This is a genomic window from Flagellimonas sp. S3867 (assembly GCF_014698935.1).
Taxonomy (GTDB): Bacteria; Bacteroidota; Bacteroidia; order Flavobacteriales; family Flavobacteriaceae; genus Flagellimonas.
In genome coordinates, this window is the sequence record NZ_JACVMN010000001.1 from 225,203 (window position 1) to 237,667 (window position 12,465).

At 35.1% G+C, this 12,465-nt stretch carries 10 protein-coding genes; 1 reads left to right on the plus strand and 9 read right to left on the minus strand.

What is annotated here, in order from left to right:
• Positions 1-5 precede the first annotated feature (5 nt).
• From IAG46_RS17720 to IAG46_RS01030, 5 genes are all read right to left on the minus strand, one after another.
• Positions 6-1,100 carry a glycosyltransferase family 4 protein gene (locus IAG46_RS17720; protein WP_190808459.1) on the minus strand — a complete coding sequence of 365 codons (1,095 nt, stop codon included), beginning with the start codon at positions 1,098-1,100 and terminating at the stop codon, positions 6-8.
• 32 nt (positions 1,101-1,132) lie between these two features.
• Entirely contained in the window at positions 1,133-2,416 is a 1,284-nt protein-coding gene (locus IAG46_RS01015) for a nucleotide sugar dehydrogenase (protein WP_190808460.1), read from the minus strand.
• 3 nt (positions 2,417-2,419) lie between these two features.
• The gene (locus tag IAG46_RS01020) at positions 2,420-3,748 is read right to left on the minus strand and encodes a UDP-glucose/GDP-mannose dehydrogenase family protein (RefSeq protein WP_190808461.1); all 1,329 of its coding nucleotides are present in this window, start codon (positions 3,746-3,748) and stop codon (positions 2,420-2,422) included.
• Positions 3,749-3,818: 70 nt separating this feature from the next.
• Positions 3,819-4,817 carry an SDR family oxidoreductase gene (locus IAG46_RS01025; protein WP_190808462.1) on the minus strand — a complete coding sequence of 333 codons (999 nt, stop codon included), beginning with the start codon at positions 4,815-4,817 and terminating at the stop codon, positions 3,819-3,821.
• A 191-nt stretch (positions 4,818-5,008) separates the two neighbouring features.
• Complete coding sequence (locus IAG46_RS01030) at positions 5,009-6,034, minus strand: NAD-dependent epimerase (RefSeq protein ID WP_190808463.1); 1,026 nt, start codon at positions 6,032-6,034, stop codon at positions 5,009-5,011.
• Between the two features lie 373 nt (positions 6,035-6,407).
• On the opposite strand from IAG46_RS01030, the gene IAG46_RS01035 reads away from it, so the two are divergent.
• Positions 6,408-7,931 carry a hypothetical protein gene (locus IAG46_RS01035; RefSeq protein WP_190808464.1) on the plus strand — a complete coding sequence of 508 codons (1,524 nt, stop codon included), beginning with the start codon at positions 6,408-6,410 and terminating at the stop codon, positions 7,929-7,931.
• 83 nt (positions 7,932-8,014) lie between these two features.
• On the opposite strand, the gene asnB is transcribed toward IAG46_RS01035, so the two are convergent.
• From asnB to IAG46_RS01055, 4 genes are all read right to left on the minus strand, one after another.
• Positions 8,015-9,829 (minus strand): asparagine synthase (glutamine-hydrolyzing), encoded by a 1,815-nt coding sequence (asnB, locus tag IAG46_RS01040; protein ID WP_190808465.1) that lies wholly within the window; start codon positions 9,827-9,829, stop codon positions 8,015-8,017.
• A gap of 70 nt (positions 9,830-9,899) precedes the next feature.
• Positions 9,900-10,877 carry a GNAT family N-acetyltransferase gene (locus IAG46_RS01045; RefSeq protein WP_190808466.1) on the minus strand — a complete coding sequence of 326 codons (978 nt, stop codon included), beginning with the start codon at positions 10,875-10,877 and terminating at the stop codon, positions 9,900-9,902.
• Positions 10,874-11,872, minus strand: coding sequence for a GNAT family N-acetyltransferase (locus IAG46_RS01050; protein WP_190808467.1), 999 nt, complete (start codon positions 11,870-11,872; stop codon positions 10,874-10,876). Before IAG46_RS01050 ends, IAG46_RS01045 begins: the two co-directional genes overlap by 4 nt.
• A gap of 4 nt (positions 11,873-11,876) precedes the next feature.
• On the minus strand, positions 11,877-12,461 hold the full coding sequence (locus IAG46_RS01055; RefSeq protein ID WP_223826607.1) for a sugar transferase: 585 nt from the start codon (positions 12,459-12,461) through the stop codon (positions 11,877-11,879).
• Positions 12,462-12,465: the final 4 nt, after the last annotated feature.

The window sequence follows — 12,465 nt, forward strand, 5'->3', positions numbered from 1 at the left end:
TTAAATCAGATTAATTTTTCAATTACCTCATCCCATTTGGTCATTAAATAATCCGAAGCATATTTTTTGCTATTTTCTATACTGTTTTCGCCAAACTTTTTTTGCAGCATTTCATCAGAGATAAGTTTTTCTAGCATCTTTTTCAGTCTTTGCGCTTGATGTTGAGGTATGAGGAATCCATCATGACCATCTGTAATGATATCCGAGGGCCCAGAAGGGCAATCGACCGATATGCAAGCCAAACCAAAATACTGTGCCTCGATTAATGCATTTGGAAACCCTTCATAGTTGGAAGTAAAGACAAACACTTTTGATTGGTTATAAAATTTGGCGATATCAGTTTGATTTCCATGTAAAATTATTTTACCCTTCATCTGGTTCTTGACTATTAAAGATTCCAAATTTCCTCGTTCAGGGCCTTCTCCAACAATGTGTAATTCCCATGTTTCAGGATTTATTTCCGAGAATACCTCGACTAGCAATTTTTGATTTTTCACCTTATGAAGCCTCCCAACATTGAGCACTATATTTTTCTTAGGTATGCTTTGTTTTCTTTCTGCAAGTCCTATGGAAATAGGGTTTGGGAGTAATTTAATTTTGTCAACACCCAAGTACTTCTTATAGAAATTTTGAACAGCTGAAGTTTGTACAATTAGACAATCAGCAAATGGATAAAAAATTCGCCTAAAGGTTTTCCAAAACCCATTGATGGTTTCGTCAAGTACAGGATTGGTTCTTTCACTAATAATACAAGGAATGCGATTTATTCTTGACGAAATTACCGTTAAAACGTTGATTTGGGTAATAAACCCAATAAGCACATCGGCACCTTCCTGTTTTGAAAGGTCTGTGATTTTTTTGGCCAGTTGAAAATTAAGCTTGATGGATGACAGAAAACCAGTAGAATTACTGTTTTCCTGTTCAAAACATGAAACTATTTTTACATTTTTGTCTAGGGCATAAAATGGGCTAGATTCGAAAGAGGTAATAATGGTAACATGGTATTTGCCAACTAGGTTATTTGATAGTGTAGAAATTACACGTTCGGCGCCGCCCGCAGAGAGTTTTCCAATTACAAAAACTATTTTTTTTTTGATCACATTACAATTTAATTACCTCATTTGTGGACTACTTATAATCGTTTGTCGACAGTGTTAAGGTCAAGTATTCCTTTAACATCATATAAAACACCGTTTTCGACAATCATACTTTTAAAGTTAAGTTCTAGAAACTCTTTATGGGCCACTGTAAGCACAACGGCATCAAACTTGTACTCAGGTAATTCATTGGTCATGTCCAAGCCGTACTCATGCTTTACCTCATCCTTAGCCGCCCATGGATCATATACAGTAACGGAAGCACCATAGCTTAATAGATTATTGATTACGTCAATGGCCTTGGTATTTCTAACATCAGGACAATTCTCTTTAAACGTAACTCCAAGAACAAGTATGTTGGCTCCCTTGACTTTAATATCATTTTGCACCATCAATTTTATCACTTCACTAGAAACATACTTGCCCATTCCATCATTCATTCGTCTTCCTGCTAGAATAATTTCTGGATGGTATCCAAATTCTTGAGCTTTTTGCGCTAAATAATAAGGATCGACTCCAATACAATGCCCTCCTACCAATCCAGGTTTAAAAGGCAAAAAGTTCCATTTTGTTCCTGCAGCTTCTAAAACATCATGGGTATCTATATCCATTAAGTTGAATATTTTGGCCAATTCGTTGACAAAAGCAATGTTGATGTCTCTTTGGGAATTTTCAATTACTTTGGCGGCTTCCGCAACTTTTATAGTAGGGGCCAAATGTGTACCCGCGGCAATTACAGAAGAATACAATGCATCCACGCTTTTTCCTATTTCAGGTGTGGAACCAGAGGTAACTTTTAAAATTTTTTCGACAGTATGTTCTTTATCACCAGGATTTATTCGTTCTGGAGAATAACCCACATAAAAATCCTCGTTGAATTTTAGACCACTGACTTTCTCCAGTACAGGAACACATTCATCCTCTGTTACTCCTGGGTAGACTGTAGATTCATAAACAACAATATCTCCTTTTTTAAGCACTTTACCTACAGTTTCACTGGCTTTATATAAAGGAGTAAGTATAGGTCTGTTTGTGCTATCAACTGGGGTTGGTACCGTAACTATAAAATAGTTGCAATCTTCAATCGATTCTAATTGGTCCGTGCAAAACAATCCCTGGGTCATATTTGAATCACCCTTAAGTACACTTTGTAGAACATCATTATCCACTTCAAGAGTAGTATCAACGCCAGACTGGAGTTTATCAATTCTTTCTTTGTTGATATCAAATCCGATGACAGGATATTTGGTAGCAAAAAGCCTTGCTAAAGGCAACCCTACATATCCTAATCCAATTACCGCAATTTTTGTGTTTTCCATCACTTAGTTTTTACCGATTTGATAATACTCAAACCCAATTTCTTTTAAAACTTGGTCGTTATATTGATTGCGCCCATCAAAAATTATAGGCTGTTTTAGTTGTTTTTTGATTTCATGGAAATCGGGGGATCTGAACTCTTTCCATTCAGTAAGTAAAATCAATGCATCAGCATTGGACAAGGTTTCATATTTAGAATTGTAGAAAGAAACTTCATCAATATCTTTCAAATAAAAATGTTTGGCCTCATCCATTGCTTTTGGGTCATAAGCATGAATTTTAGCTCCACGCTGCACCAAATCATTGATGATATAAATTGCAGGAGCTTCTCGCATATCATCGGTTTCTGGTTTAAAAGCTAGCCCCCATACTGAAAATATTTTCCCATTTAAATCATTTCCGAATTTGTTTACTACTTTTTTGGCGATTACCATTTTCTGCCTATTGTTTACGTCTTCTACAGCACCTATAAGTTGGGTGTGATAACCATGTTCCTCCGCTGTTTTTTTTAAGGCTTTTACATCTTTTGGAAAACAAGACCCTCCATAACCACTACCCGGATAGATAAAGCTGTAACCGATTCGACTATCTGAACCAATACCTATACGTACTTTATTAACATCTGCGCCAACGAGTTCACATATATTAGAAATTTCGTTCATAAATGAGATTTTGGTAGCTAACATTGCATTGGCAACATATTTAGTCATTTCAGCAGAGCGAACATCCATGGTAATTAAACGATCCATACTGCTCCTGAAAAAGGGGGCATACAGTGAACGCATTTTTTTAGTGGCTTGTTCATTGTCAGAACCTATGACTACACGGTCAGGCTTCATAAAATCACTTATGGCATCACCTTCTTTTAAAAACTCAGGGTTGGAGACTACATGAAACTCAATATTCACCTTTCTTTCTTCTAACTGCTTTTTTATGGTCTCGGTAACTTTGTCTGCGGTTCCAACTGGGACAGTTGATTTGTCAACAATAATTAGTGGTTTTTGCATGTATTGACCTATATCTTTGGCAACTTGTAAAACGTATTGTAAATCTGCGGAACCATCTTCCCCCATTGGAGTGCCAACTGCGATGAATGCAATATCACATTCGCCGAGATGATTTTTTAGATTAGTACTGAAATGCAGTGTATTGTTATTTACATTTCGTTTAGCCATAGCTTCCAGGCCAGGCTCGTATATGGGTATAATACCATTTTTTAAGTTTTCTATTTTTTTGGTATCAACATCGATGCACGTAACATTATTGCCCATTTCGGCAAAGCAAGTCCCACTTACTAACCCTACATAGCCTGTTCCTATTACGGTCAAATTCATTTCTTGTTATCTTTTAGTGTTATCGTTAGATTCAATGTTAAGTTAAGAGGATAACGATTGGGTTCTACAATTATTTCAAGTTTTCCCAATACCAGTCAACTGCTTCCCCGAGTCCTTTTTTAATATCAAATTCGGGACTATATCCTAATAACTTCTTCGCTTTGTCAATAGAGGCCAAGGAATGGGGGACATCTCCTTTTCTGTTGGGTCCGTAGCTCACTTTTATACTGCCAATTTTAGAATCAAAGGTACTTAGATACTTTTTCAGAGAACTGACGAGCTCGTTTAAATCTGTCCGTTCCCCATACGCCACGTTATACACGGTGTTAACTGCTTCAGGATTGTTCGTTACAATTGCCCGGATATTCATTTGAACAACATTGTCGATATAAGTAAAGTCTCTGGAATAGCTGCCATCTCCATTTATTGTAGGAGACTCATGATTCATCAATTGCATTACGAATTTTGGAATTACCGCTGCATATGCACCATCGGGGTCTTGCCTACGTCCAAAAACGTTGAAATACCTAAGTCCGATGGTTTCCATTCCGTAGGTCTTACCGAAAATATCGGCATAAAGTTCATTTACATACTTAGTTATTGCATAAGGCGATAAAGGCTTACCAATTTTATCTTCTAGTTTGGGTAGACTTTTGGAATCTCCATATGTTGAGCTGCTTGCAGCGTATACAAAACGCTTAGTTTTGGCATCTCTGGCGGCAACCAACATATTTAAAAATCCAGATACATTTACATCATTGCTGGTTATGGGGTCGTTAATAGACCTCGGTACAGAACCTAACGCCGCTTGATGTAGTACATAGTTGACTCCGTTACAAGCTTTATAGCAGTCTTCAATGTTTCGAATATCACCTTCAATTAGATTAAAATTGGGGTTATCCATAAATGGATTGATATTTTTCTTTTTTCCAGTGGAAAAATTATCCAAACAAGTCACAATGTTACCGTTTGCCAAGAGAGATTCACAGAGATTGGATCCAATAAATCCTGCTCCTCCAGTGACCAGGATGTGCAGATTTGGATTAAGGTTAAGTGTCTTGATATTCATTCTTTGGTTTATAGTTATTGCGGGCAAAATTCAGTAAAAAAAACTTAATTACAATCAGTTTTATTTTAAATACCATTAAATCCGATAAACAGATTTTTTATACTCCTAAACAAGGTCAGGTCATCCGCTTTTGTTTGACACTTATTTTTTTTTGTAAACCAATTAGAAAAGTATTGCTGGAAATAAAGTGATTATTTTTTATAAAAAGTTTTATACCAATCTATAAATTTGGCCACCCCGGTTTCTATGGGAGTATTGGGTCGGTATCCATAATCTGTAATAAGATCATCAACATTGGCCCATGTTTTTTCAACATCACCTGGCTGCATGGGTAGCATCTCTTTTTTGGCCTTGATATTTAGATTTTTTTCTATGGCGTCGATAAATTTCAGCAATTTTACAGAGTTGTTGTTACCGATGTTATAGACCTTATAAAGTTGATTATTATCTTTTCTGGATTTAACCGGTTGTTCAATCACCCTTAACAATCCCTCTATTATATCATCTATGTAGGTAAAATCTCTTTCCATTTTACCCTCATTGAATACTTTTATAGGTTCTTCGTTCAGCATGGCATCCGTAAACAAGAACATAGCCATATCGGGTCGGCCCCATGGTCCATAAACCGTAAAAAAGCGTAAGCCTGTAGTTAAAAACCCATATAGATGACTATAAGTGTGTGCCATTAACTCATTACTTTTTTTAGAAGCAGCATATAGGCTTATTGGATGGTCTACATTATCGGAAGTTTCAAAAGGAATCTTTGTATTGGCCCCATATACACTTGAACTACTTGCATAGACTAGATGCTTGACATTGTAATTTCTACAACATTCTAAAATGTTCAAGAATCCGACTATATTGCTATCGACATAAGTTTCGGGGTTTTCCAAGCTATATCTTACTCCAGCCTGCGCAGCGAGATTGCAAACGGCTTCAAAATTCTCGCTTTCAAAAAGTTTTGGGAGTGCTTTTCTTTCTTCCAGTGACAGTCTAATAAACTTAAATGAAGGAATGGAAAAACTGGTAATTATATTGCCTTCTTGTTTAGCAAATTCTTGATTAATGCCCAATTCCTTTAACCTTGCGTACTTAAGGTTTACATCATAGTAATCATTGATATTGTCTAAACCAATTACTTCATGTCCAAGTTGCAAGAGTTTTTTTGCCAGATGAAACCCTATAAATCCTGCGGCTCCCGTAACCAATATCTTCATTTTGTATATGTCTATTGCTTGTTTTTGATTGTGCAAAGGTGGCAAATCAAAATCAGATGGAGATAACATTTAGACAAACGAACAAATAAAGCGTCAAATCAAGTTTTTAAGTAAAAATTATGAAAGAATAGGTAGTTCATCGATTTTTTTGTTAAAGTTATTCGATGAAACGATCCATTTAATGGTTTAAGTGCGTAGATGAGCGGTACAATTTGTTAATAATGCGTTTGATAACTTTTTAATGTGAACAGAAAAAGGTGTGTAGTTCAAGGTAAATTTGCACATTATTATGTATTTCATCGAATAATTCGCCCTTTTCGTCTAAAAAAGAAGTTTCATCGTTAATTTTACGTAACCCCATATCGAAATTACTATGAAAAAATTACTGTTTCTTTCCAAAATGATGAGCCTTATTTTGCTTATTTCTTTGCTCTTGAATTCTTGTTCTCAGGATACTGATTTGTTTAATGAGGTTGTTCAAGAGAATATAGAGGAGCAAATTGATCACGAAGAGAATACGCAAGAACCTGAAGATAATAACCAAGAGGAAGAGGAAGATGCCGTTGTGGATGATGAGATTTCTTCAGAGCTTAAAGCCTTCCCCTCAGCGTACGGTGCGGGAGCCTTTACCACAGGAGGAAGAGGTGGCAAGATTATTCATGTTACCAATTTAAATGATAGTGGCCCAGGGAGTTTTAGGGAGGCACTACTTACACCGGAAAAAAGAATTATTGTTTTTGATGTATCCGGAATTATAGAATTGGAATCCCTTTTATATGTCACTGAAGGACGTGGCAATTTTACGATAGCGGGCCAGACGGCACCAGAAGGGGGAATTACTATAGCAGGTAATAGAATCTTTTTTTATGATGGGGTAGATAATTTTATCATTCGATATGTTAGATTCCGTGGCGGTGTTGGTGGCTTAAATGATAGTTTAACTTGTCAAGGTACTAGTAATGTAATTTTTGACCATTGCTCCTTTGGTTTTGGCTATGATGAGGCAATGAGTATTACCTCAGGTAGTGTGCACATTTCTAATATTACCATTCAAAGGTGCCTGTTTGGTGAAAGTAAAACGGGAACAATTGTTGGGGCATTACCTCAGGATGGAGGAACAGCTGACAATATTTCTGTAATAAACAACCTTTGGTACAATATTACCCATCGTTTTCCAAACGTTGTTGGAGATGGTCGTTTCGAAGTAGTTAACAATGTGGTCTGGGGTTGGGTACATAGGACTTTAAGTACTTCGGGATCTTTTGAGCTAAATCATTTGAATAATTGGCATTATTTCTCCACCCAAAATGGTTTTAGGGATATGTATAATATGGGACCAAAATATTCCGTGAACGAGGGAAAAATTAGTGAGATTAACTCTGAAGGGAATGTATATGAACCTGGCATATATACCGATGTCTCAGCTGATAATTTTGAAGATACGTGGAGCATCCATTTAACAGATGATGCCGCCCTGAAGAGGGATGATCCTTTACCGGCTAAATTTAAGGGTCAATCTCGTTTTGATTTATTGGGGGGAGCACCGGTTCCTTTGTTAAGTGCATCGGAAACCTATGACAATGTATCAGGTAATGTCGGAGCCAATGTGAGACTTGATGCAGGGGGAAATGTAGTTGATAATAAAGATATTTTGGATGCTAATTACCTGAACAATGTCCAAACGCTTACTTATGTGAACAGAAGAACTTATCTTGATTATTTCATCCCAAGTATTAATAGCCAAAATGGATATGAAGATACCGACAATGATGGTATGCCCGATGTATGGGAACAAGCCAATGGCTTTAATCCTTCCATAGATGACAGCGCTCAAGATGCCGACGGCGATGGTTATACCAATATTGAAGAGTTTTTGAATCTAGTTGATATGCAATAAACCTAGATTACTAAAGAAATTTTAAAGGCAATGTTTAACATTGCCTTTTTTATTACTCATTCCCGTCTTATAAATCATGGAGGTTACTTAGCGATAATGTCACCATATTGATTGTACCATTTGGCCAAAACATATACTTTCCAAATATTGGCAGAATGGTCGTTTTTGGAATCTAAATGTTCTTGAAATATAAATTTGAAATGTTCAACATTTAAGTTGGGAACACTATTTAAAAAATCATCATTAAGAGTTTCCACAAAATCATTTCTAAGATCTTCCCTAATCCATTTGGCAAGCGGGATTGAAAATCCTTTTTTGGGCTGGTTAAATATATCCTCAGGAATATATTCATTTAAAATATCTCTAAGTATTCTTTTTTGTCTATTTCGATGATACCGAAATGAAACAGGAAGTGTCCGGGCAAATTCAATGATTCTATAATCCAAAAAAGGACTTCGTACTTCAACAGAGGATGCCATACTTGCGCGATCTACCTTAACATTACTATCGTTTTCAAGCCATAATTTGATATTCAAATCTGCCGCTCTTTGTAAAAACTCTTTACCCCATGTTTTATAGCCTTGATAATATTTCATCCAAGTTTGCTGTTTTTTGGAAAGGAGAAATCCTTTTCGAGAAAAGATATTTTCAATAAAATCATTTCTTGTCCGTGTTTGAAGTGCATTCTTTATCCTATGGTTGTTTTGTCCTATTAACTTTAGGAAAAAAGGTTTGGATAAAAGTTTTCGGATAACGAAAGGAGTATCTATAATACTTCGGTGTCTCATTAAAGAATCAAAATAAGTGTACCCCAAAAAACTTTCGTCACCTCCATCACCTGCCAGAGCTACCGTTACATGTTTTTTAGCTGCGGCATTTAACAACAAAGATGGTAAAGCCGAGCTATCTGCGAAGGGTTCCCCATATATTTCGGTTATCTTAGGTATCAATTCTACGATGTCGGAAACCTTACAGGATATTGTCTGGTGATTGGATTTTATTATCCTAGCATATTCTTCAGCCTTTTTACTTTCATCATATTCAGGAACATCAAAACCTACCGAAAAGGTATTAATGGGTACTTCTGACACCTTCATCGCTATACTCGATATAAGCGCAGAATCGATTCCTCCAGAAAGAAAAGTACCTATTGGAACATCCGATTGTAATCTAATTTTTACCGCATCATATAGAAGATTCGTAAGCTGTTTTTTTGCTTCAGAATAACTTATCTTACTTGTTTTAACCTTTTGTAAGTTCCAATATTCCTTTATTTCACGGGTTCCTTTTTTAAGGTCGATTACCATAAAATTACCAGGGGGAAGTTTAAATACGTTCTCTACAATAGTGTATGGACTGGGAATAAACATACAGTCCAAATAGATGGATATGGCTTCCTGGTTAAGTTTTTTTTCAGAAAGCAAAGGCTGTATCTGACTACAAATTTCGAACTTGTCATTCTCCCAAGAATAATAAAAGGGCTTAACACCAAGCCTATCTCGGGCTGAAAAAATGATATTGTTTATTGAATCGTAGATACTAAAGGCAAACATGCCATTGATTTTTTCCAGTAAACCATGTCCCCATTCTTTGTAACCAACTAATAGAACTTCTGTATCACTTTCAGTATGGAAGGTATATCCTTTTTCAATAAGTTCATCCTTAACATCCAGGTAATTATAAATCTCTCCATTATAAATCAAATGCAAACCGTAATAACGCATAGGTTGATGAGAGCGGGGATCTAAATCCAAAATGGATAGGCGTAAATGGCCTAAATGGAGATTATCCACAACCTCAATACCCATATGATCTGGGCCCCTATATTCAATTGATTTTAGTTTGGCCCGAACTTCTTCTTCCTTAAATGGAATGTTGGTCATATAGATTCCGCACATAATGTAATTAGGTTGGTTAAAGTTGATATTTTAGGTGACTCAGAACGTAAATAATATGTGTTAGAAAAATTTACTTTTTAAGAGCATGTATTGTTTTTCGAATTAGCTGTTTTATATTAAAAAATGATTCAAGCAAAAATGCAATACTTGAAGCAAGTATAGATTTTTTGTCAAATAATATATGATATTCAAATTTATACTTACTAGATGCCCATCTATGTTTATAACCATAAGAACCCTTACCAAGATCATAATACTCGAAGCCATTTTTAATGGCCCATTCAATGCTTTTTAAGGACCGGATATTGCCCAATCCGTATTTGCTGTAATCTAAGTCCAAAACAGGTATTGAACTAAAAACCATATTGTCCGAATTATAGCTAAAACAGCTGGAAATGGTTGTTTCATCTTTTTTGATAAGACTGAATGAAGCTTGATTCTTCTCGAATAACGTAAAAAAAAGAGATCGATACCATTCTTTAATTTCTATAGGTGAGTGGCTGTTTTTTTCGTTTTTTTTGTTAAACTGTTTTTTCATGAGATTGTATAACTCATTAAATAATTGTTCAAACTGCTTTTTCTCCAATTTTCCAGAATAAAATTCGTAAGAGATATTATGATCTTTCTCCAACTTTCTCAATCTACTTAAAATACGATGTCTTTGTTTGGAATTGAACTGATTGCTCAAATAGTCTTCGATGGTACCATAAGACCGAATATCTACAAAGTATCCTTCGTACTGTACATTTTTTTTTAACCCTAGATTTTTTGATTTTGATTCCGCATTGACTTCGATGAATTCAGGTACATCATATATTAAAAAAACCTTTCCTTTATAATCCTTGAATCGACCTGATTTATCCAGTTCATATGAAATTCCACAGGATTTATATTTCCCTACATTTATATACAAAGGGAGATACTTGTTTTTGACAAAAGCAATTTTCTTTATAAAACTGAATTTATGGCATTTCTTCCCTTTATGAAAGTTGCCCATCCATTCTTGATTATATATTTCTGAAGTAAATGGGTTGTTCTTTATTATCATTTTTTTAGAATTCCAAGTACGGTCCTTAAATATTTATCTCTATAAATTCTAAAATATTGTTTACATCTAAAATATATTTTTAAATACATAGCAATTGAAAAAGACGGAAAGGATTTTTTTTTATAGATAATATGGTATTCATACGGATAGGAATGGGTGGACCATTTGTCCTTATAGCCAAAAGACCCCTTGCCCATATCAAAAAACACATACTGATTGTCAATGGCCCATTCGAGTCCCTTTAATACCACATAGTTTCCTATTCCATATTTGCTATACTCTAAATCAAAGGAAGGGAATGCTGAAAAGAAAACGTTTTTTGAAAGATAGTTCATTGAGATTGCAATTGGTTGGTTTGAGTCTTTTACCACCACAATGAGTGCCCTTTTACTATTGACTAAATCAAAAAAAAGCTTTCTTAGCCATTCCATCTTTTTTTGGGATCCATGGTTGTTTTTAGCTCCCATAGATTTAAATCTACTATCCAAAAAAACAAATAGTATATCAAAAATTTCATTGAATACTTTTTGCTCAATTTTCCCGTGGTAATAAGAAATATTTATGTCATAATTTTGCTCTAATCTTCGCGCTTCCTGTTTTAAAGATTTTCTTCTTTTCTTATTAAATTTATTGTCGATAAAAGAACTAACCGAACCATATTTTGTAATATCAACTCCATAACCAGTATACTGTTTAATTCGATAAATTTTGTAATCAGAGTTGTTATTGGGAATATCAAAGTATTGCGGAACATCATATATTAGGAATACTTTGTTTGCATCCCTGGAATCACTTGGTTGGGTTATCTCATATGAAATTCCACTAGAGTTTGTTTTTCCAATGTTTGTATATAGTGGTAAGTATTTTTCTTTAAGAAAAGAAACATGGGATATTGCGTTCGAACAGTAATGCTCCTTTTGTTCACCAAATGAATTTTTCCAATGGGTTTGATATAATTTTGAAATAAATGGATTGTTTTCAATAGTAATTTTCACAAATTCACTTTTTTGTTCCAAATATGGAAACCATAGTTAGGCAAAGTATTTTTATGTCTGTAAGAAAACTCTTTTCTCTTATATATTTCTTGTTTAGGCTCAATTTGATAGGCAATATTTCTTCAATATATTTTTTATCCGGATTTACAGCATCTTTGAGCATTTCATTTTCATTTCTAAACTCTATTGAGGCGTAATCTGTTATCCCTGGCCGAACATTAAGTACTTCAATATCTTGTTTTGAATAGTAATCGACATATTTTCTCACCTCTGGTCTGGGACCAACAAGGCTCATATGCCCAAAAAGCACATTAAATAATTGTGGGATTTCGTCCAGTTTAAGTTTACGAAGGTAATATCCTATGGAAGTTACTCTTGGGTCTCTATCTCCGATTGTAATAAGTCCTTTTTTATCGGAGTCGAGGTACATCGTCCTGAACTTATAGATACTGAAATCCATGTTTCGTAATCCCACTCTATTTTGTTTGTAGATTACTGGCCCAGCAGACCCGATTTTAACCAAGATCGCAAGAACTATAAAAACAGGGGAAAGAACTAATATTCCCACAAAGGAAACGAAAATGTCCATTGTT